We start from the raw sequence: 20,706 nt of genomic DNA, 5'->3' as shown, positions 1-20,706 counted from the left end.
ATTCTCATGTTTTACGACCCCCGAAGCGAGGATCACGGCCTGCCGCACAACCCGTGGATGGCTCTGATCGTTCCACGGCCGATCGGCTGGATTTCGACCGTGTCACCGGACGGCACGCCGAACCTCGCCCCCTACAGTGCCTTCAACACGGTCGCCTCCAATCCGCCTTTCGTGATGTTCTCCTCCGATGGCCCGAAGGACAGCATCGCCAATGCCGAGGCGACCGGCTATTTCTGTATCAACATCGTCAACTATGCCCTGCGCGAGAAGATGAATATTTCCTCCGCGCCATTCCCGGCCGATGTGGACGAGTTTGCGGCTGCCGATATCGCCGCTGAACCCTGCACCAACATCCCCTGCCTTCGGGTGGCGGCGGCGCCTGTCTCCATCGAGTGCCGACTATCGCAGATCGTAAGCCTGTCGCCTTCGACCGGCGCACCCTGTTCCAACCGTGTCGCCTTCGGCGAAGTGGTGGGAATTCATATCGACGACACCGTGCTGCGTGACGGCAAGGTGGACATCGAGCTCATGCAACCGCTCGCGCGGCTGGGGTATCGTGACTACAGCGTCACCATCCGATCGTTCGAAATGCCGCGCCCGGTGCCGTCCGAACACTGAACCACGCGCCAGAGACAGGTCACACGCCAATGAGCAACTACGAAACCCTTACGCTGGACGTAAACGAATTCATCGCCAGCATCACCATCAACCGCCCGCCGGTGAATGCACAGAACAACCGTTTCCGCGAGGAACTGGTCGAGGTAATCGACATGCTCGGCGACCGGAGCGACGTGCGCGCCATCGTGCTGACCGGCGAAGGAAAGGCCTTTTCGGCGGGCGCGGATCTTTCCGAACGTCCCACGCAGGAGCCAGGACACTACACCGCGCATAACCGCCGGGTCAGAGCCAGCTTCGACTGCCTTCTGGAGTGCCCCAAGCCGATCATCGCAGCCGTCAACGGCGCCGCCATTGGCGCGGGCTGCGTCACCGCGCTGTGCTGCGACATCCTCGTGGTGTCGGAAAAAGGCTTTCTGCAGATGACCGAGGTGACGGTGGGACTCGCCGGGGGTGTCGCCCATGTGCGCCGCCATTTGGGTGAAAGCGATGCGCGGATGATGATCTACACGGCCCGCCGGATCTACGGACCCGAGCTTCTGCGCATGAATACCGCCTCGGCGTGTGTGGCGCCGGAGGCGCTCATGGACACCGCCCGGGGCATCGCCGCCGACATCGCCAAGGCCAGCCCTTCCGCCGTGCGCGCGGCGAAAAAATCGTTCCAGATGACAGAAGGGATTTCGATTTACGACGGCTACCGGTTCGAACAGGGCCAGACCAAGGCGCTGTCCACATCCGAGGACACGGCCGAGGCCATGGCGGCCTTCCGCGACAAGCGCGCGCCGGTGTTCAAGACCTGAGTTCGACAAGGACCGGGCAGGTGCTCTAACGCAGCTTGACTTCGATCTTCATCATGTCGCCGCGATAGATTCCGTTGGCAAGCAGGATGATGTCGCCGTTCTGGTTGACCGCAATGCGTTGCACGCGCGCTATCGGGTCGCCGATGGACATGTTGAGATGCGTCGCGGTTTCCAGATCGGCGGAGCCGATGGTCACGATCTGGTTGGCATTCGCTACCGTCTGGCCGGGAATATCCGCCACCAGCCGCATGGCGGTGACCTTGGTATAATTTTCTTCCGGGATATGCTCGCAGATCCGCTCGTCGATAAACACATCGGCCAGCAGGAAGGCCTGGCCGTTGCGGCTGTGCTTGCGCCGCAAGTGGCGGTAGGAGGGCGCCGCATTGCCCGTGTCGCCTTCATGGCGAGGCAAATGAGCACCTGGCTCCACGCCCAGGATCTCGATCGTTGCGTTGTCGCGCGCGATCAGCATGCCCGTCCAGTCGGTCTTGACCTCGCACCACAAGTCACGCTTGGGCCGTTCCACGACAAAGGTGCCCTTTGCGCGGTAGCGCTCGATAAGACCTTCCTTTTCAAGGATGTCCAGCGATTGACGGATCGTCATTGTCGCGACGCCGCACTGTTCGGCGAGTTCCTTCACCGTGGGGATCTGGCTGCCGACATCCCACTCGCCGCTCTCGATCCGCTGGCGGAACAGGCTGGCGAGCTGGATGTAGCGCGAGACATTGCTCTTCTGCAACGCCTGGACGGTCGCGTTGTCTGACTTTACGTCTGCCATGAGGCTCCCTTAATTGGTTCCCACATAGACTAAGGGGACCGGCAGGCGCTATCAATCATAAAATCTAGTTTTAATACTTTATGCTTGTGACCGGCAGCCTTTCAGAAAGCCAGATTTCCCCTGATCAGGTCACCGGCGCCGCTGTCCTGATCGTCCACAACCGCCGTAGCGACAACCGAAGGGCGCTTCGCCATGCGGGCTTCCAGTTCGGACAGGGCAGGAAAATGATCGCGCCAGCGGCAATCGGACCAGCGGAAGTCAAGTTGCCCGAGGGCGCAGATCAGCGCGATATGACCTATGCCGAAGTCGGCGGCCTCCAGGGCCGGCGCCTCCTTTTCGAGCCGGGCCATCGCGGCGCGGGCCTTGATCAGCCAGCCCTCGGTGACCGCTTGCCACGGGCCGCTTTCGCGCGAAAGTTCCGTGCGCCAGATCAGCAGAATATCGGTCAGTCCATCGGCCAGCGCCTGCCAGCGGAGCTGATCGAGCCGCGCGACGGGATCGACGGGAAAAAGGCCGGTTCCCGACTTCATGTCGAGATATTCGCAAATCACCCGGCTGTCGAAGACGCTCTTGCCCTCGTCCGTCACGAGCACCGGGATCTTGCCGAGCGGATTGTCGGGCATCACCTGCTCGTTGGGCGGCAGATGAACCGCCACCACGGACCGAATGCATTCGACTTCGTCGAGCAGCCCGGTCTCGTGTAGCGCGATCATCACCTTGCGGACGAAAGGTGAGCGAGGGGACCAATGCAGTTTCATCATTTCACACCGCCTCCAGCGATATCGCTATGCCCTGCCCCACGCCGATACACATGGTGGCAAGCGCCGTTTTACCTTCACCGCGAGCGAGCGCCTGTGCGGCCGTTCCGGTGATCCGGGCACCGGACATGCCAAGCGGATGACCAAGCGCGATGGCGCCGCCCCGCGGGTTCACATGATCGGCATCGTCCGGCAAGCCGAGACGGCGCAGGACCGCCAGCGCCTGGCTGGCGAAAGCTTCGTTCAGTTCGATTACGTCGAAATCTGCGGGCGACAGGCCGAGCCGCGCACAAAACTTCTCCGTCGCAGGCGCCGGGCCGATCCCCATGATCCTCGGCGCCACACCGGCTGTCGCTCCGCCGGTGATGCGGGCCAGTGGCGTCAATCCGTGGCGTTTCGCGCCTTCGGCGGTCGCCAGGATCAGCGCCGCCGCGCCGTCATTGACGCCGGACGCATTGCCCGCCGTTACCGAGCCCCCCTTGCGGAATGGCGCGGGCAGCGAGGCCAGCTTCCCGGCTGTGGTCGCGCGCGGGTGCTCATCCGTGTCGAAGACGACAGGGGCGCCCTTGCGTTGGGGAACGGCAACCGGGACGATCTCTTCGCTCAGCACGCCGGAGGCTATCGCCGCCGCGGCGCGATCCTGCGATCTGAGCGCAAAGGCGTCCTGATCCTCACGTGAGATACCGAACTCCTCCGCCACGTTCTCCGCCGTTTCGGGCATTGAGTCCGTGCCGTAGACCCGGTCCATCTCCGGATTGATGAAGCGCCAGCCGATGGTCGTGTCCTCCATGGCGCTCTGGCGGGAAAAAGCGCTGGTGGCTTTTGGCACGACGAAGGGCGCGCGGCTCATGCTTTCAACACCGCCGGCGATGGCGAGATCGCCCTCGCCGACCGCCAACCGCCGCCATGCGGACAGAACAGCGTCCATGCCCGAGCCGCAGAGGCGGTTGATCGTGGTGCCGGACACAGTCTCCGGCAGGCCCGCCAGCAGCAACGCCATGCGCGCGACGCTGCGATTGTCCTCACCAGCCTGGTTGGCGCAGCCATAGATGACGTCCACGACGGCATCCCAGTCGAGGTCCGCGTGACGGTCCCGAAGAGCCTTCAGCGGCAGCGCGGCCAGATCGTCGGTGCGGATCGACGACAGGCTGCCGCCGTAGCGGCCGATCGGGGTGCGGATATAGTCGCAGATATAGACTGTCTGCATCGCTCAGCCCTCCTGTGGGATTTCAATCTGGTCGAGAATTCTGTCCACCGGACCGGTGCGACGCCCTGGCCCGACCGCCTCGGCCAGGGCGTCGAGATCGGCACGCAGCGCCGCCCGGTCCTGCTGATACGCCCAGTAAAGTGGGCCGCCCCGCCAGCGCGGGAAGCCATAGCCGTTTGTCAGCGCCACATCGACATCGGAGGCCCGCTGCGCGACGCCCTCGTCCAGTAGACAGGCCGCCTCGTTCACGATGGCGGCCAGCAACTGGCGCTGGATGGTCTGCGTATCGAAACCGCGCGCCGTTACACCGGACTCAGCCCTTGCGGCCTCGATCAGGTCCGCGACTTCCGGATCGGGCTGCGCCTTGCCCGAAGCATAATCGTACCAGCCCTTGCCGGTCTTGCGTCCCAGCCGGCCGGCTTCGCAAAGCCTGTCGGGAATGGTGACATAGCGCGCCTTCGGGTCCCGTGTTGCCGCCTGCCGCTTGCGCATGGCCCAGGCGATGTCGAGGCCCGACATGTCGGAGACCGCAAACGGTCCCATGGCGAAGCCGAACGATGTCGCGGCCGCATCGACCGCTTGCGGGGAAGCCCCGTCCAGCACCAGAAGCTCGGCCCGGCGGCGATAGGCGGCATAGATGCGGTTGCCGATGAAGCCTTCTCCAACACGGGCAACGACGGGTTGCTTGCCCAGCTTGCGCGCCAGTTTCAGCCCGGTTGCCAGCACGGCATCGGAAGTCGCGCCGGCGCGCACAACCTCCAGCAGTTTCATGATATCGGCGGGGCTGAAGAAATGCAGACCGAGCACCCGTTCTGGCCGCGCCAGTTCCGCCGCCATTTCGTCGATATCGAGATAGGAGGTATTCGTCGCAATGATCGCCTCGGGCGAAAGAACCGCCTCAAGCCGGCTCAGAACGTCCTTCTTGACCGACATTTCCTCAAACACCGCTTCAATGACGAGGTCGCAACCGCTCAACGCGGAATAGTCCACCGCGCCACTGAGCGCCGCCTTGCGGGCGTCTGCGGTCTCGGTATCCAGTCGCCCCTTGCGGACCTGCTCCGCCAGGTTCGCGGCAATCTTTTCCATAGACGCCGCCAGCGCGGCCTCGTCGCGTTCGATCAGGACAACGGGAAGTCCGGCAGCGAGAAACGTCCGGACGATGCCCTGCCCCATCGTGCCGCCGCCAATCACGGCAACGCTTGTCACCGCGCGGGCAGCCGACATGTCGAGCCCGTCGATGGAAGCGGCCTTGCGTTCGGCGAAAAACAGGTATCGCAGAGCGACGGCATCCGCGCTCAATCGTAACTTCTGGAAGACCGCACGTTCATCGGCCAGGGCCGCCTGCGCGTCTCCGGCGGAAGCTTTTACCAGCCGGATCGCTTCGGCGACGTTGGGGCGTCCCTTGCCGCGCCTGAGCGCCGCAGCAGCGGCGGCCTCGATGGCTTCGTCCGGCTCATTCGGCGGAGTCAGGTTCCTGGCGATCCGCTTGGGACGCCGTTCCTTGAGGAATGCTATTGCTGCCTCCAGCAGATCGCCTTCAGCGAGGGCATCGACCAGCCCGATGTCATGCGCCCTGGTTGCCGGAATACGCGCGGCGCGGCAAATAAGGTCGATTGCAAGGGCACGGCCGACAAGACGCGGCAGGCGCTGGGTGCCTCCCGCGCCGGGAACGAAACCAAGGCTTACCTCCGGCAGGCCCACTTCGGTGTCCGGCGCGGCGATGCGATAGTCGCATCCCAGCGAGAGCTCCAGCCCGCCGCCAAGGGCCACACCGTGCAGCGCCGCCACGACCGGGAAAGGCGCCTGCTCGAGCGCGGCGATCACATCGGGAAGTTCGGGCCAGACAAGCGGCTTGCCGAATTCCCGCAGATCCGAGCCGGCGACGAAGCAACGGCCTGCCCCGATGAGCACCGCCCCGCTCGCGCCGGCGGCGTGAGCGGCCTGGATGCCTTCGACGATGCCCTTGCGCACTGCATGAGATCCGGCATTCACCGGCGGATTGTCGATGGTCAGCACAGCGATTTCACCCTGCATGGCGAAATCCACCCGCCCCGGTGACTGGTGAGGCGCTTTTTCCGTAACGATCTTGTTCACGTCTCTTGCACTTTCGTTTCTTGATTTGCGTGCCTGATCAGCCCGCGATGCCCGGCAGCGCCCGGACCCACGGGACCATGATCGCGGCGACCTCGTCCGGCTTTTCGTCGGGCAAGGCATGGCTGGCACCGTCGACGGTTACCAGGTCCACACGCGGAGCGAATTCCTGGAGGTAGAAGTCGCGCGCATCCGCCGGACGGAAAGGATCCTGCAACCCGACAATATCGAGGATGGGAGCCGTCCCGGAGGACCACCAGCTGTCCCGGCCGGTTTCGGTGCGCGCGGCGCGCTGAGCCTTGACCAACTCCCCCGACCAGCCCTTGAGCCAGGGACGCGGGTCATGGCCTTCGGCGAAGAAGCACAACCGCAGCGCCGCCAGTCTTTCCGCTTCCGGGGCATCCGGGTCCATCGCGACATCGATCCCGCGCGACAATTCCGATGGCCATTTTCCACCGCCCGCCGCCAGAAGGACGATGCCCTGAACCAGATCCGGCCGGTCCTGGGCCACGGTTCGCGCGATCCAGCAGCCATAGGCGTGACCGACGATCACGGCGCCGCCTCGCCCCGCTTCGGTTTCGAGCGCAGCGGCGGCATCGGCCGCGAGGTCGTGGAAGTCTATCCCGTCGAGCGGCCCCTCGCTCCGGCCGGTCCCGCGCGGCCACGGCAGGACCACGCGCAGACCGGCTTCGGTCAGTTTTTCGGCCAGATGGGCGAAATCCTCCGGTCCGCGCCCGGTGGAGGCGACAAGACAGAGTGTCGGCGCATCATCGCCGTCGGGACCGCTCACCGTATAGGCGATGCTGGCGGCACCGTTTTCCACAAACCTGATTTCGCCGGACAAAGCGGTGCTCAATGGCCCCTCCTTCATGTCACGCGCATCCTTCATCTTTCAAGCGCACTGGAGACAGCGCCAAAGGGCGCTTTTGCATGGTGCAGCGGCAGCGGGCGGGGCGGCGTCGCTCATGTGAGCTCGCGCAGCGGCGTGCCATCGAGCCAGGCCAGAATGTTTTCGACCGCATCGGAGTAGTAGACGCGATAATTCTCCTCCGTGACGTAGCCGATATGCGGCGTCGCCAGCACGTTGGGCAGACGGCGGTAGGGATGATCGTCCGGCAGCGGCTCCTGCCCGAAGACGTCGAGCACGGCTCCCCCGATGCGCTTGTCCTCCAGCGCGGCGATCAGGGCTTCTTCATCCGCGACCGGCCCGCGAGAGGTGTTGACGAAGACCGCGTCGCCTTTCATCTCCCGCAGCAAGTCCGAGGAAATCAGCCCCTGCGTTTCCGGCACAAGCGAGAGCTGAACGGTGATCACGTCGCTGGTCTGGAAAAGTTCCGGCAATGTCACCGGTTCGATTTCCAGCGCCCCGGCGCGGGACGCCAGATCCGTTCGTGTCCAACCGCAGACCTCCATGCCGAAGGCCTGACCGAAGCGAACCATCCGGCGACCAAGTTTCCCCAGTCCGACGACACCCAGTTTCCGGCCTTGCAGCGAACGGCCGAGACCCCTCTGCCAGGGACCGCCCGCACGAAAATTGGCAACTTCATCCGGCAGCTTGCGCATGTAGGCGAGAAGTCCGGCCCAGGCCAGCTCCGCAGCCGGGTTTCCGGCGGCGCCCGTGCCGCTGACAGTGATGGCAAGGGCGTGGGCGGCGTCCAGATCGATACTGCGGTTGCGCGCGCCGGTGGTCACCAAAAGCTTCAGCTTGGGCAGCCGTTTCAGCAGGCTGGCGGGGAATGGAGTGCGTTCGCGCATGGCGATCACGATGCTGCAATCGGCAAGCGCCTCGGCGACCGCGTCCTCGTCTCCCAGATGTGTGCCGTAACGGCGGAGCGTGACGCGACCATCGAGGAGCGACCAGTTGGCGCAAGAAAATGCCGCATCCTGATAATCGTCGAGAATGGCACAGATCGGGAGGTCGTTCATGGTGATATCCATATTGGAAAGGGCCGGCCCGGGCGGGCCGGCCCAAAGACAGTTACTTCTTGATGCCCTGTTTTACCGCAAGAGCTTTCCATTTGTTCAACTCAGCGTCCACTTGCTCGGCGAAACCCTCGGGCGTGCTTTCGCGCAACGTCCAGTCAAGCGGCGTGACGGTGGCAACGAACGCCTCGTTCTTCAACGCGGTGTTCACGTCGGCGTTGAGCTTGCGAATGATCGCCGGATCCGTGCCGGCGGGAGCGAACACGCCGACCCATTGCTTGATCTCGAGATCCGGGAAGCCCAGCTCTCCGGTCGAGGGGACATCGGGCAGCGCATCTATCCGCTCGTTGCCGAGCACCGCCAGTGCCTTGACCTTGCCGTTCTTGAGGTTTTCACCGGCCGAGGAGACGGAGGAGCCATAGATATCAGTCTCGTTCGACAGGATCGACACCACAGCCGGGCCGCCGCCCTTGAAATGCACCACATCGACATCGGCGCCGCTATCGGCGATGAATTTCTCGATGGCGAAATGGGTGGTCGTCCCAAGCCCGGCGGTCGCTGCAAATTTCGGAGCTTTCTTGCTGGCATCGATAAATTCTTCCAGCGTGTTGAATTCCGAGTCACCGTTGGTCACCAGGATGTAGGAGACATGCCCCACATTGGCGACCGGGGTCAGGTCCTCGCGCGGATCGAAAGGCAGCGCGTCCTGGATCGCGGGCGCGGTTACGAAAGCCGAAGTGGTGATGAGCAGCGTGTGCCCGTCAGGCTTGGCCTGCGCCGCCTGCGCGGTGCCCACCATGGAGCCGCCACCCGGGCGATTGTCGATCACGACCGGCTGGCCCCACTGCTCTTCAAGGTAAGGCGCAAGGTGGCGGGTGAAGACGTCCGTATTGCCCGAGGGCGAATAGGGCACGATGATCGTTACCGGTCCGCTGGGAAAGTCCTGCGCGGCAAGCGGCTGGGTCAGTCCCACAGCCATCAGCGCGGCTGTCAGAATGGATTTCATGGGTTTCCTCCTGGGTTGTCAGTCATTCAGGCGTCGGTTGCGTCCCGCGCCAATGCCACTTCTCCCTCTGGCGGAGCCCGGCGCTTGCGCACCGTTTCGGAGCTCCAGATACTCCAGATCAGCACCAAGCCCGTAAGCGCCATGATGGTTGCGCTGATGGGACGGTCGAAAAACGTCATGAAATCTCCGCGCGACAGCACCATTGCCCGGCGGAAATGCTCCTCCATCAACGGCCCCAGAACGAAGCCCAGAAGCAGTGGCGCACCGGGGAAGCGGAAGATCCGCATCAGGTAGCCAAGGGTGCCGAAAGCGGTGACCATCCAGATATTGAGTGTCGAGAACCCCGAGGTGTACGCCCCGATGCAGATGAACATCAGCACCGAGGGAAACAGGATGTGGTAGGGAATGGTCAGCATCCGTACCCAGACCCCGATAAGCGGGATGTTCAAGAGCAGCAGGATCACGTTTCCGACCCAGAAGCTCATGATCAGCCCCCAGAAAAGCTCGGGCTGCGAGGAAATCAGGTTCGGTCCGGGCGCGACGCCGTGGATCATCAGCACACCCAGCATGAGCGCCATGGTCGCGCTGCCCGGCACACCCAGCGACAGTGTCGGAATGAAGGCTGTCTGGTCCGCCGCGTTGTTCGCGGCTTCAGGCGCCATGATCCCTTCGATCGCACCCTTGCCAAAGCGCTCGGGTGTTTTCGAGATCCGCTTTTCGACCGCATAGGACAGAAAGGCCGCGATGGACGGGCCGGTGCCCGGCAGCGTTCCGAAGAACGAGCCCATAGACGCCCCGCGCAGCATCGGAAACCAGGACCGGCGCACGTCGTCCCGGGTGGGTTTGATCGCGCTCAGCTTCAGGGTCTCGGGATCGATATCCGCCGTCTTGACACGCCGCACCGACATGATGATTTCGGCCACGCCGAAGATACCCATGGCAAGCGCGATCAGGCTCACGCCTTCCAACAGGCCGAGAACGCCGAAACTGAAGCGAATTGTGGCGCTTTGCGTGTCCATGCCGACGAGCCCGATGATGATGCCAAGAACCACCATCGCCAGCCCCTTGATGGCCGAGCCCTCCGAGATCGTGGAAGCCGCTACCAGCCCCATCAGCATCAGGGCGAAATATTCGGCCGAACCGAAGCGCAGCGCGTATTCGGCGATGACCGGTGTGAACAGGGTCAGAAGAATGATCCCGAAGGACGCGCCGAAGAACGACGCCACCGTTGTCATGAACAGCGCCACTCCGCCACGGCCCTGCTTGGCCATCGGATAGCCGTCAAGACAGGTCACGGCGTTGGCCGGCGTGCCCGGCAGATTGAGCAGGATCGATGCGGTGGACCCGCCATAGGTTGTGCCGTACCAGATGCCGGCAAGCATGATCAGCGCGGTCGTGGGCTCCAGGTGAAAGGTCAACGGAAACAGCATCGAGATCGCGGCCAGAACGCCCAGCCCCGGGATAACGCCCACCAGCGTGCCCAGTAGCGCGCCCAGGAAGCAGTAGAAGATGTTGGTAAGGCTCAGCGCGACACTGAAACCAAGCCCTATATTGCCGAGGAATTCCATCAGAACGGCCACCGGATCAGCGGAATGGGAAGTCCGAGACCGACGACAAAGACCAGCGGCGCCATCAGGCAGAGCGCAAGGCAGAGCAGAACAAGACTGACGGGCCGGATGCGCAGTTCGGCAAGCGACGAGATCACCACGATGGCAACAATCGCCGGGATCAGGCCGAAAGGAACAATCGTCAGCGCAAAGGCCGTGACGCCGCCCAGCACGAACAGTGGCGAGAAGAAACGGATATCGGGACGGCTACCCGTCCGGCGCAGCGCCTGCAGCGCCAGCGACACCCCCAGTGCGGCAAGCACCACCCCGAGAATTGCCGGAAACATGCCCGGCCCCATCCTCGGCAGGGTCCCAAGCGGGTAATTGCCGATAGAGACAAGGCTGACACCGGCGCCGACAAAAAAGAGCAGCATACCCCCGACCAGGTCGGTATAGTCGAATCTGTACATCTATCCTCACCGGGGGGCGACTGGCGGCTCCACAATCTCTGCTGCATCCGCGACGGAAGCTCGTGAACCCCGTACCCGGACATCGTACTTTCGAATGAAAAGACTATAAATACAGCTTATTGTCAAATAGGCATTTGAGCCATGTCTCCACGAGTTGTCCCGACCTCGGAATTGCAGTGAATCCTCGCATCACCGGGAATGTCACCGCAAGTTGCACCGAGCCCTCATGTCCGCGTGACAGCGAGCGGGCCGCAGGCGACCTCTCTCGAGACCGTCGTCGACACCGGGAAATTTGGCTTATTAAATTATTTTTATAGCTCTTTATATTAATTGCGAAACCTCGCAATCGGACGATCGGTGCGGGTGATTTGCGCCACCGCGTTCCAATTGAAAGCGTCACTGAAGTTGCTTGTGCCCATCATGGCCTCCTTGCCTTAAAGTTAGGGAAGAAGGCGTCTACAAATCCGGGAGCTATTCAGACGAAGATGGCCTCTTTTTTGTAGATGTTTGGTACCTCTTGATACCGGCTGTGCTGACATGGCTACCGTTCCGGTCGCGTACCAGTGTCATTAATGACAGATTTATGTTAGTTTTGCGCAAATTGTAAAACATATGGGGGGGGGCCGACATGAAGCGTCATCTCAATTTCACCCGCCGCCAATGGCTCGCCTCAGCGCTTGGTTTCCTGGCGACGACATTCTCCAGGCCGCTCTTCGCCCAGGCAAATATTCGGTATGTCTCACCGCAATACATCGCCGTCCTTGCCCCAGGTGACGCAAGGAAGGGAACTGGCGCAGAAACATGGGGACTCTGGCGCGAAGATCCCGGCCCTATTGGCGTCTATCTGTTGTTCTACCAAACATTGCAAAAAGCAGCCAATATCGCGCCGGCTGGCTGGCGTTTTAATATCGACGATTGGTGGCTGGATGAAAACGGCTTGATCATGAAAGCGCCTGAGTTCCCGATTCCCGCGGGAGAATATTACGTCACGAACGGCGTGGATCAGTCATCTTTACTGACTGTTGAAAAACCAGACGCAGACGGAAAACAGGCGTGGTCACTGTCAGATGACAAGACCATCGGCAATGTCACGCACGGCCCTTGCCGCTCGGCTCGCTACACTCCCGAAGGCGCATCCGGCACGTGTTCTCCCGAAGGCGCCAACCGTCAGGTATTCCCGTTGAAACCTGAAGAAACCCCACCGCCTGTTCAAGGCTGCAACCGCAAAGATTACGCCGTTCTCATTGTCTTTGGCTTTCCAGCCGAAATTTAGGAGACACCTCGAAGCGTATCTGGCGTGTCCGACCGGTGAACTCGAATTAACGGTTGCTCTTGCCAAGAACACCCATTCACACTGCTTTTGTCGTTCATTGGGCTGGGCCCAAAACCGTCGCTGTGGACTTGGGCTTCTGACTCATGCTTTGCTCCTGAATGGTGAAGATGAGCCAAAATCTCTCCCTTGAGCAATCAGCCAATTGTGTTCCATACTCGCTGACGGGGAACCGCGGGCGATTGGGTTGGCCCGGGTCCACGCATGGAAAGCCAGGGCCCGGTCATTCAATGCAGAGTGCGGGCGCTCGCCTTTGACAGCCTCCAGCCATAGCAGCCGCATCGTGGCTCCCGTGTTTCGACATGTACCTATCTCGTCATTCCTGGAGACCGGCAGTTTGCAGCTGTCGTCACGGTCCGGTTTTTCATGAAGTGCTCATGACCTGCTCTTGCGAGTTTCTCTATCCGGCCGCACAAAGCGGAGCGTTCAGCACCAGGGCGTAGTCAAGCGGCTTTCGCTGGGAAACGGGAACCTTCAGCGTCTTGGGAAGCAGACCGAAGCCGACCATTGTGATCACGAGATCGCTTTCCGGAAGACCTGTGAGGCGGCGCAGCCTGCGATCCTGATCGTGTGTGACCGACCAGTTCAGCATGACGGCACCGAGGCCTTCAGCGTGAAGCCCGTATGCAAAGCTCATGGCGAACATGCCGCCATCGACCCAGGCCTGATACCGCTCGTGCGCATGCTCCCAATGCGACAGGTCGGAGGTAATGACGGCCACTCCCCCAAGCTGATCGCCGAAGCCCCGGTTGCCGTTCTGGAGCGAAAGCACACGTTCAACGCTCTGCGGAGCCGTCCAGACATGGGCGCGGCAAGTCTGGCGATTGCAGGAAGACGGCGACTGCTGGGCCGCACGGACGGCCCGCTCAATCGAAACACGCGGAACCTCGCCTTGCGCATATGTGCGAATTGAATGGCGGGCTTGCGCAAATGAGAGGAAGTCGATCATGCCAGCCGCGCGGATATCCTCGGAAGTGACGGTTTCCACTCCGCCCCTCAGTCCGGTGCTTGCGCCTTTGCCGTGCCGCGCGACCACCTGCGCGATCGCATCAAGATCCTGTCCGCTGCCTTCGTTGAACGCCAGATAGTCCTCCAGCGTCCGCAAAGCGATTTCCGTCGTCGCATCGGGCCCGAAGTGGCCGATGTAGCTGTCGATGTCGGACGCCAGCATGAGCGCGCGGTCCAGCCCATGACCCTGGGCAGACCCCTTCAGCGCGCCGCCGTATTCGAGAAAATGCAGGCTGATGGCGATGCGCGCCCTGAGGTTTTCCCGCGACTTCACGTGGCCGGTAAAGGAACTGCGCCAAAACCGGCGCGCGTCGCGAAACCCGTTGGCAAAAAGGGCGGACAGGGAACGGATCTGCCTGGAAAACGGCGGGCGTGGCTCGAGCAGAGAACCGGACATAAAGACTGCCTCCAAAATGCTGCAAAGCGAATTCTGGTCTCGATTTCATAGTCGTGCAAGTGCGGACGCGGAAACAAAGGATAGGCTTTTAAGGTTATTATCCGGAAAAATCCGCAGGTCAACTAACTGATTTATTTATATAAAAAATAGATACCCTATACTATAGGAGTGTTTTTTAAAATTTTAGATTAGAAAAATTTCTCCAAATAAGCACGAAACCTATTCGTGAAATGTCTTCCTCTCATTCCCTTCCGCCCCACACTATGAGACTGCAAATTGCCTCGTAATCCGGCAGGGAGAATTTCTGTGCACCAGCAGGTTCATGTCCGCATCATATCCCCGATCACCACGACCGGCTTTCGCACGGATATCGACATCAAATCTCTGGAGGCGCCAGGTCTCGTTGTTTCGGCCACACAGATCTCCAAAGGTCCCGGCTCCATCGAGAGCGAGTATGAAGGCGCCATGGCCGCACCCGATACGATCGCAAGGATCATCGAAGCCGAGCGCGAGGGCGTCGATGCCTGTGTGATCGACTGCATGGGCGATCCGGGGCTGAAGCCCTCCCGGGAGGCTGTGACAATTCCGGTGCTCGGCCCCTGCAACACAAGCATGCATGTTGCCGCGATGCTCGGCCACAAGTTTTCCGTCGTCACCGTCATGCGCCGTCTTCTCGCCCAGTTCGAGAACGCCGCGGCTCTTGCCGGCCTGTCCACACGGATGGCCTCCGCGAGATCCGTAGACATTCCGGTTCTGGACCTGGAAAAGGACATGGAGGCGACACGAGCCGCACTGATCGAAGAGGCCCGAAAAGCAGTTGAAATCGACGGTGCCCACGCGGTCATTTTCGGCTGCACGGGTCTCTTCGGCTGCGCGGCCGCCGTTCGGCAGGGACTGCTTGGGCACGGCATCGATATTCCGGTGATCGACCCCATACCCACCGCCGTCAACACGGCTGCCGCGCTGGTGCGCAGCCACCTGAGCCACTCGGCGCACACCTTTCCGCTGCCGCCCCGCAAGGCGATGCCCGGATACGACATGCCGGATCTTCACACCGTGGCGGCGGAGTGACGCAATGACCGAGCTGACAGCCAGCCCTCCTGACAGCCCCCCTGTGAGCGGCACGCGACCCGCATGGCTCACGCCCAATCTCTGGTGGCTGGTAATCCCGGCGATCCTGTTCATTCTGCTTTTCTTCCTGATCCCGGTGCTGTCGTTGTTCGCCTCGAGCTTCGACAAGGCCATGCCGGGCCAGATTACCTTCCAGGGCAATTTCTCCTGGGACAATTACGAACGTATCTTCACCCGCTCGCTCTATTACACCGCCATCTGGCGCTCGGTCTGGATCGGTGCCGCGGTGGCGGCGGTCTGCCTGGTCATCGGTTATCCGTTGGCCTTCATCATCGCCCGCAGCCTGAGGCCGGGCATCGCCACACTGATCACCATCCTCGTTCTCTGCTCCATGCAGCTCGACATGGTCATCCGTCTCTACGGCCTCATGGTGCTGATGGGCGACAAGGGCCTGATCAACAACGGACTGATCGCGCTCGGCATCATCTCCGAACCGCTGCCGCTGATGTATAACTGGGTCGGCGTGATCGTCGGTCTCGTTCAGGTGACCCTGCCCTTCATGATCCTGTCGCTGATCGGCTCGATCCGCTCGATCAACCCGGCCCTCGAGGAAGCGGCACGCAGCCTCGGCTCCTCGCGCTGGCACGTCATGCGCACGATCACCTGGCCGCTGTCCCTTCCCGGGATCTACGCCGGAACGCTGCTGGTCTTCGCGCTTGCGATCTCCTCCTATGTCGTGCCGGCCCTCATGGGCGGCTGGAAGGTGATCACCCTGCCGATCCATATCTACCAGCAGATCGCGGAAGTCGGGCGCTGGCAGTTCGGCGCCGCGGTCGCCGCGATCCTGTTCCTCACATCCCTGTGCGCCATGGCGCTCTACATCGTCGCCCTGCGGCGCAACGCCGGAGGCCGTGTCTGATGGACGATGTCAATCCGGTCCCCCTCACCTTCCGCTTCATAGCCGCCCTCGCCCTCATGGTGCTGCTGGTGCCGGTGCTGATCGTGGTGCTGGCGGGGCTCAATTCCGGCGAATACCTGACATTTCCGCCGGAAGGCTTCTCACTCCGCTGGGTGGAGAACTTCTTCACCTCGCCCACGTTCCTGCCGGCCTTCAAGCTGTCCTTCGGCCTGGCGCTGGCGACGACACTGATTTCCACTGTGCTCGGTACGCTGGCGTCGATCTTCCTGACCCGAAGCGCCAGCAAGGCGCGCGAATTCCTGCGCGGCCTGTTCTTTCTGCCGGTCGTGCTACCTGGTGTGGTGCTCGGTCTCGCGCTCTACGTCTTCTTCATCTGGACCGATGTCGGCCTTGCCCGCAGCCTGGCGGGACTGATCATCGGCCATGTGCTCGTTACCATGCCCTTCGTGATCGCAACGGTAACGGCGTCGCTGGTCGATCTCGACCTGTCGGTGGAAGAAGCCGCGCGATCCCTGGGCGCCACACCCCTTCAGGCCTTCTGGAAGGTAACGCTTCCGCTGATCACGCCGGGCATCTCGGCCGGCTCGATCTTCGCCTTCATTGTCAGCTTCGGCCAGTTCGAACTGACCCTGTTCCTGGCCACGCCGGACCTGCAGACACTGCCGCTCGCGATCTACAGTTCGCTTCGCTACGCCTTCGAGCCGACCGCGGCCGCCGCCGGCATCTTCGCCATCTGCCTCGTCACTGTCTCAACACTGATAAGCACAAGACTCTCCAATCTGAAAAAGCTGTTGAGCCGCCGATAAGACGTCAACCTCCAGAAAGGGAATATGCATGAACGATGAAAAAAAGGGCCTCAGCCGCCGCACGCTCCTGAAAACGGGTGCCGCCGCAACAGGTGTCAGCCTGTTTAACATCAATCACGTGTGGTCGCAGGACGTGACCTATTCCGGCGAAGTGTTCGATGCGGGCGGCGCCGTTCTCAATATTTCCGAATGGGGCGGCTACTGGGAGGAAACCCAGAACCAGCTCCTGCTCAACAAGTTCCAGAAGGATTTCAACTGCCAGATCCGCTATGACAGCACCTTCCCCTGGTTCCCGAAATATGTCGCCGCCGGACCGCAGGACCCGCCATTCGCCATGACGAACTGGAACATGCCTGAAATGTTCAAGACGGCGGGTGCCGGCGACTATTTCATGGAGGTCGAGGAGGTCAAGGCGAACGTTCCCAACAGCGCGGATCTGTGGGACTTCGCGATGCAGACCGGTGTCGGCGTCACCTGGGCGTTTTCCCGCTACTGTTATGTCTACCGCACGGATGTGGAAGTGGCGCCGAAGAGCTTCAAGGATTTCTGGTTGCCGGAATATGCCGGCAAGCGCGGAACCTACATCACCTCCAACACCCTGCAGATGATGTTCTTCATGGCCTCCTGTAACGCCTTCGGCAGCGGCGAGACCGATTTCGACGCCGGTTACGAAGCCATGCGCAAAGCCATGCCGATGAAGATCTCCGACTTTACCGGCAACATGGCAACCTTGGTCGAGCGTGGCGAAGTCAATATCGCCGTGCAGAGCGACGCCGAAGCCCTCCTGCAGAAGGAAAAGGGCGTGCCGGTCGATCTCTATTACTGGGACGAATACAAGGGCATCCTGACCCAGACCAAGACGATCAGCAAATACGCCGATCCGACGAGCAAGAAACTCGCCTTCGCGCTGCTGAACCGCACCCTCGATCCCGGCTACCAGTCCGCCTTCGCCGACACCTTCTGGATGCGTCCGTCCAACAAGAAGGCCGTGATACCGGAAAAGATGGCGGCTCTCGGTGTGGCCAACACGGCCGATGCGACCTCCGGTCTGCATATTCCGGACTGGTCCGCCTATCTCGTCGACGAAATCGATATCGTCGAGACCACCAACGAGATCTTCGGTTCCTGATCCCATCTCCGCAAGACGCGGCCGGGTCCTCCCGCTTCGGCGGGAGGCACCCGGCCGCGGCGGAAGCTCCTGAACCCATCCAAGACGAGGCAATCACTCACGTGTCGGACATTCGGCTGGAACAACTCACAAAGAGCTACGGCGATTCGGTTGCGGTGGACTCCGTCTCTCTCCAAATCAGGGAAGGCGAGTTCTACGCCCTGCTCGGGCCGTCCGGATGCGGCAAGTCGACGACCCTGCGCATGGTTGCCGGCTTCGTCAAACCGACCGCCGGGCGGATCGTCGTCGACGGTCAGAACCTGACGCCGCTGCCGCCGGAAAAACGCGATATCGGCATCGTCTTCCAGAACTACGCGATCTTCCCGCACATGTCCGTGGCGGACAACATCGCCTTCGGTCTCAAACTGCGGAAGAAATCACGCAGTGAAATCGACACGGCGGTGCGCGCGGCGCTGGAACAGGTCGGCCTGACCGGTTTCGAGGATCGTTTTCAGCGCAATCTGTCAGGCGGCCAGCAGCAGCGCGTCGCCCTCGCCCGTGTGCTGGTGACGGAACCCCGCATACTGCTTCTCGACGAACCGCTTTCCGCGCTCGACAAGACGCTGCGCGAGGAAATGAAATTCTGGATCAAGAACCTGCAGCAGAAGCTCGGCATCACCACGATCTACGTCACCCACGATCAGGACGAGGCGCTGACCATGTCCGACCGGATCGGCGTCATGCGCGCGGGTCAGATCGAGCAAAGCGGCACACCGCAACAGATTTATGAGGAGCCCGGGACGCTGTTCGTCACCTCGTTCATCGGCCAGTCAAACATTCTGGACGTCAAATGCCTGGAGGTAAAAGAGCACAAGGCCACGATCGAACTGGGTGGCCAGGTGCTTCAGGCAAGCACGCACCACCTGATCGGCAAGGGAACCGGGGCAAAGCTGGTGATCCGGCCGGAAAACGTCCTGATGGGCCAGGAAGCCGAAGCACAGGGCGTTCCCCTGCTTGCCGCCACGGTTCTCGATGAAACCTATCAGGGGGCGATGCTGCGGTACCGGCTCGAAGTCGCCGGACAGGAAATCGTCGCGGAGCGGCAGAACCAGTTCCACCTGGAAAAATGGGACCCGGGAGCCGTGGTGAGGATCGGCTGGACGGAGCGCAGGGCACGGGTTCTTCCCGAAGATGGAGCGGGCAGTTCCAGCGGTTAACAGGCTCCGAAAACAGGAAGACAACACAGTAACTTAACGAAATTCTCGGCGAGCACCCGCTCGCCGGGCAAGGAACAAATCTGGCCTTTTGAGAGAGGATCCGCCAATGCGAGTAGGCATTGATGTGGGCGGCACGAATACGGATGCCGTCATTCTGGACGGCGATACCGTCGTCGCCGCATGCAAGTCGCCCACCACACTGGACGTCAGTTCGGGCATCTCCGCCGCCCTGTCCGTCGTCATGGGAGACAGCGGCGTCCAGCCGGACGCCATCGATGCGGTGATGATCGGTACAACCCATTTCACCAATGCGGTCGTCGAACGCCGCCGCCTGCTTGAGGTGGCCGCCATCCGGATCGGCCTGCCGGCCACGCGCGGCGTCCCGCCGATGACGGACTGGCCGGCGGATCTTGCCGACACGCTCGGACGGCACACGTTCATGCTGCACGGCGGCCATGAATTCGACGGCCGCGAAATTGCGCCTCTGGACGAAGCCGGGCTTCTCGAGGTCGCAAAGGAAATCAGGGCACGGGGGATCCGGTCGGCGGCAATCACCTCTGTCTTCTCGCCGGTGACCGCCGTGATGGAACTGCGTGCCGCCGAAATCCTGCGCGAGGAATGCCCGGGCGTCGCCCTGTCCCTCAGCCACGAAATCGGGCGCGTCGGTTTCCTGGAGCGCGAGAACGCCGCGATCATGAATGCCTGCCTGGCCGAACTTTCCGTGAAAGTGGTCAGCAGCTTCCGCGCAGCTCTTGGCGAGAAGGGCATCACCGCACCCTTCTTCATCAGCCAGAACGACGGTACGCTGATGACCCCGGAGCATGTCGAGCGCTACCCGGTGCTGACCTTCGCTTCCGGTCCCACCAACTCCATGCGCGGCGCGGCGCGCCTTGCCGGCCTCGGCGACGCCATGGTTGTCGATATCGGCGGCACGACGTCCGACGTCGGCATGCTGATGCAGGGTTTCCCGCGCGAAAGTGCCGTCGCCGTCGATATTGGCGGAGTGCGCACCAATTTCCGCATGCCGGACGTGCTTGCCATCGGTCTCGGAGGCGGTTCGCTCGTGAGGGATGAAGGCGCCCGCATCGGCCCCGATTCCGTCGGCTACGAGATTACGGAGAAGGCTCTGGTCTTCGGTGGAGACACGCTCACCACCACCGACATCATCGTTGCTGCCGGGCTCGCCGATATCGGCGATGCCTCCCGCGTCGCGTCGATCCCGAAGGCGACGGTCGAGACCGCGATTGCGACCATGCACCGGATGGTGGACGAAGCCGTGGACCGCATGAAGATGTCAGCCGACAAGCTGCCTGTTATTCTTGTCGGCGGCGGCTCCGTCCTGATTTCGCGCGAACTGCCATCCGCGAGCGAAGTGATCCGGCCGGAAAACGCCGGCGTCGCCAATGCCATCGGGGCTGCCATTGCCCAGGTCGGCGGCGAGGTGGACCGGATCTATGCCATGGAAGGCCGCCAGCGCGATGAGGTCCTGGACGAGGCGAAGAAAGAAGCCACCGCCAATGCCGTTGCAGCCGGAGCGGTGGGAAACAGCGTCAAGATCATGGACATCGAGGAAGTCCCTCTCGCCTATCTGCCCGGCTCCGCCACCCGTATCCGCGTCAAGGCGGTCGGCGACCTCGCATTCGGGGAGGCTTGAG

The 20,706-nt window shown here is 62.0% G+C and carries 19 protein-coding genes; 9 read left to right on the top strand and 10 right to left on the bottom strand.

Annotation, left to right across the window (positions count from 1 at the left end; all coding sequences use genetic code 11):
* The first annotated feature begins 6 nt into the window (after positions 1 to 6).
* Positions 7 to 618, top strand: a complete 612-nt coding sequence (locus tag CLV41_RS09655; RefSeq protein WP_103222126.1) for a flavin reductase family protein — start codon at positions 7 to 9, stop codon at positions 616 to 618.
* A gap of 29 nt (positions 619 to 647) precedes the next feature.
* Positions 648 to 1,415, top strand: a complete 768-nt coding sequence (locus CLV41_RS09650) for an enoyl-CoA hydratase/isomerase family protein (RefSeq protein ID WP_103222125.1) — start codon at positions 648 to 650, stop codon at positions 1,413 to 1,415.
* A 25-nt stretch (positions 1,416 to 1,440) separates the two neighbouring features.
* On the opposite strand, the gene CLV41_RS09645 is transcribed toward CLV41_RS09650, so the two are convergent.
* From CLV41_RS09645 to CLV41_RS09605, 9 genes are all read right to left on the bottom strand, one after another.
* Positions 1,441 to 2,193 carry a GntR family transcriptional regulator gene (locus CLV41_RS09645; RefSeq protein WP_103222124.1) on the bottom strand — a complete coding sequence of 251 codons (753 nt, stop codon included), beginning with the start codon at positions 2,191 to 2,193 and terminating at the stop codon, positions 1,441 to 1,443.
* A gap of 101 nt (positions 2,194 to 2,294) precedes the next feature.
* Complete coding sequence (locus CLV41_RS09640) at positions 2,295 to 2,954, bottom strand: glutathione S-transferase family protein (protein ID WP_208987413.1); 660 nt, start codon at positions 2,952 to 2,954, stop codon at positions 2,295 to 2,297.
* A gap of 1 nt (position 2,955) precedes the next feature.
* A complete protein-coding gene (gene pcaF, locus CLV41_RS09635) occupies positions 2,956 to 4,158 on the bottom strand; it encodes a 3-oxoadipyl-CoA thiolase (RefSeq protein ID WP_103222123.1) in 1,203 nt (400 codons plus the stop codon).
* 3 nt (positions 4,159 to 4,161) lie between these two features.
* Entirely contained in the window at positions 4,162 to 6,252 is a 2,091-nt protein-coding gene (locus CLV41_RS09630) for a 3-hydroxyacyl-CoA dehydrogenase NAD-binding domain-containing protein (protein ID WP_103222122.1), read from the bottom strand.
* A 37-nt stretch (positions 6,253 to 6,289) separates the two neighbouring features.
* Positions 6,290 to 7,105 carry an alpha/beta fold hydrolase gene (locus CLV41_RS09625; RefSeq protein ID WP_208987412.1) on the bottom strand — a complete coding sequence of 272 codons (816 nt, stop codon included), beginning with the start codon at positions 7,103 to 7,105 and terminating at the stop codon, positions 6,290 to 6,292.
* Positions 7,106 to 7,212: 107 nt separating this feature from the next.
* Positions 7,213 to 8,175, bottom strand: coding sequence for a D-2-hydroxyacid dehydrogenase family protein (locus tag CLV41_RS09620; protein WP_103222352.1), 963 nt, complete (start codon positions 8,173 to 8,175; stop codon positions 7,213 to 7,215).
* A 52-nt stretch (positions 8,176 to 8,227) separates the two neighbouring features.
* Positions 8,228 to 9,178, bottom strand: a complete 951-nt coding sequence (locus CLV41_RS09615) for a Bug family tripartite tricarboxylate transporter substrate binding protein (protein ID WP_103222120.1) — start codon at positions 9,176 to 9,178, stop codon at positions 8,228 to 8,230.
* 26 nt (positions 9,179 to 9,204) lie between these two features.
* A complete protein-coding gene (locus CLV41_RS09610; protein ID WP_103222119.1) occupies positions 9,205 to 10,746 on the bottom strand; it encodes a tripartite tricarboxylate transporter permease in 1,542 nt (513 codons plus the stop codon).
* Positions 10,746 to 11,195: a tripartite tricarboxylate transporter TctB family protein gene (locus CLV41_RS09605; RefSeq protein WP_103222118.1), complete on the bottom strand. Its 450-nt coding sequence runs from the start codon at positions 11,193 to 11,195 to the stop codon at positions 10,746 to 10,748. The genes CLV41_RS09610 and CLV41_RS09605 overlap by 1 nt, the downstream gene beginning before the upstream one ends.
* 628 nt (positions 11,196 to 11,823) lie before the next feature.
* On the opposite strand from CLV41_RS09605, the gene CLV41_RS09600 reads away from it, so the two are divergent.
* Positions 11,824 to 12,468, top strand: coding sequence for a hypothetical protein (locus CLV41_RS09600; RefSeq protein WP_103222117.1), 645 nt, complete (start codon positions 11,824 to 11,826; stop codon positions 12,466 to 12,468).
* 457 nt (positions 12,469 to 12,925) lie between these two features.
* On the opposite strand, the gene CLV41_RS09595 is transcribed toward CLV41_RS09600, so the two are convergent.
* Positions 12,926 to 13,930: a nitroreductase family protein gene (locus CLV41_RS09595; RefSeq protein WP_103222116.1), complete on the bottom strand. Its 1,005-nt coding sequence runs from the start codon at positions 13,928 to 13,930 to the stop codon at positions 12,926 to 12,928.
* 306 nt (positions 13,931 to 14,236) lie between these two features.
* Here CLV41_RS09595 and CLV41_RS09590 point away from each other — a divergent pair, with 306 nt between their 5' ends.
* From CLV41_RS09590 to CLV41_RS09565, 6 genes are all read left to right on the top strand, one after another.
* Positions 14,237 to 15,001, top strand: coding sequence for an aspartate/glutamate racemase family protein (locus CLV41_RS09590; protein WP_103222115.1), 765 nt, complete (start codon positions 14,237 to 14,239; stop codon positions 14,999 to 15,001).
* Positions 15,002 to 15,005: 4 nt separating this feature from the next.
* Entirely contained in the window at positions 15,006 to 15,920 is a 915-nt protein-coding gene (locus CLV41_RS09585; RefSeq protein ID WP_103222114.1) for an ABC transporter permease, read from the top strand.
* Positions 15,920 to 16,726, top strand: a complete 807-nt coding sequence (locus tag CLV41_RS09580; RefSeq protein WP_103222113.1) for an ABC transporter permease — start codon at positions 15,920 to 15,922, stop codon at positions 16,724 to 16,726. The genes CLV41_RS09585 and CLV41_RS09580 overlap by 1 nt, the downstream gene beginning before the upstream one ends.
* A 28-nt stretch (positions 16,727 to 16,754) precedes the next feature.
* The gene (locus CLV41_RS09575) at positions 16,755 to 17,855 is read left to right on the top strand and encodes a type 2 periplasmic-binding domain-containing protein (RefSeq protein ID WP_103222112.1); all 1,101 of its coding nucleotides are present in this window, start codon (positions 16,755 to 16,757) and stop codon (positions 17,853 to 17,855) included.
* Positions 17,856 to 17,956: 101 nt separating this feature from the next.
* Positions 17,957 to 19,051, top strand: a complete 1,095-nt coding sequence (locus tag CLV41_RS09570) for an ABC transporter ATP-binding protein (protein ID WP_103222111.1) — start codon at positions 17,957 to 17,959, stop codon at positions 19,049 to 19,051.
* Between the two features lie 106 nt (positions 19,052 to 19,157).
* The gene (locus tag CLV41_RS09565) at positions 19,158 to 20,705 is read left to right on the top strand and encodes a hydantoinase/oxoprolinase family protein (protein WP_103222110.1); all 1,548 of its coding nucleotides are present in this window, start codon (positions 19,158 to 19,160) and stop codon (positions 20,703 to 20,705) included.
* The last annotated feature ends 1 nt before the right edge of the window (position 20,706 follow it).

The organism is Roseibium marinum (genome assembly GCF_002906165.1).
Lineage (GTDB): Bacteria > Pseudomonadota > Alphaproteobacteria > Rhizobiales > Stappiaceae > Roseibium > Roseibium marinum.
The sequence above is the reverse complement of the archived record's forward strand: the minus strand, read 5'-3'. Positions and strand labels throughout refer to the sequence as shown.

Coding starts and splice junctions, on each gene's coding strand:
- CLV41_RS09655 (WP_103222126.1), top strand. CDS start 7: ATGTTTTACGACCCCCGAAGCGAGGATCACGGCCTGCCGCACAACCCG.
- CLV41_RS09650 (WP_103222125.1), top strand. CDS start 648: ATGAGCAACTACGAAACCCTTACGCTGGACGTAAACGAATTCATCGCC.
- CLV41_RS09645 (WP_103222124.1), bottom strand. CDS start 2,193: ATGGCAGACGTAAAGTCAGACAACGCGACCGTCCAGGCGTTGCAGAAG.
- CLV41_RS09640 (WP_208987413.1), bottom strand. CDS start 2,954: ATGATGAAACTGCATTGGTCCCCTCGCTCACCTTTCGTCCGCAAGGTG.
- pcaF (WP_103222123.1), bottom strand. CDS start 4,158: ATGCAGACAGTCTATATCTGCGACTATATCCGCACCCCGATCGGCCGC.
- CLV41_RS09620 (WP_103222352.1), bottom strand. CDS start 8,175: ATGAACGACCTCCCGATCTGTGCCATTCTCGACGATTATCAGGATGCG.
- CLV41_RS09615 (WP_103222120.1), bottom strand. CDS start 9,178: ATGAAATCCATTCTGACAGCCGCGCTGATGGCTGTGGGACTGACCCAG.
- CLV41_RS09610 (WP_103222119.1), bottom strand. CDS start 10,746: ATGGAATTCCTCGGCAATATAGGGCTTGGTTTCAGTGTCGCGCTGAGC.
- CLV41_RS09605 (WP_103222118.1), bottom strand. CDS start 11,195: ATGTACAGATTCGACTATACCGACCTGGTCGGGGGTATGCTGCTCTTT.
- CLV41_RS09600 (WP_103222117.1), top strand. CDS start 11,824: ATGAAGCGTCATCTCAATTTCACCCGCCGCCAATGGCTCGCCTCAGCG.
- CLV41_RS09595 (WP_103222116.1), bottom strand. CDS start 13,930: ATGTCCGGTTCTCTGCTCGAGCCACGCCCGCCGTTTTCCAGGCAGATC.
- CLV41_RS09585 (WP_103222114.1), top strand. CDS start 15,006: ATGACCGAGCTGACAGCCAGCCCTCCTGACAGCCCCCCTGTGAGCGGC.
- CLV41_RS09580 (WP_103222113.1), top strand. CDS start 15,920: ATGGACGATGTCAATCCGGTCCCCCTCACCTTCCGCTTCATAGCCGCC.
- CLV41_RS09575 (WP_103222112.1), top strand. CDS start 16,755: ATGAACGATGAAAAAAAGGGCCTCAGCCGCCGCACGCTCCTGAAAACG.
- CLV41_RS09565 (WP_103222110.1), top strand. CDS start 19,158: ATGCGAGTAGGCATTGATGTGGGCGGCACGAATACGGATGCCGTCATT.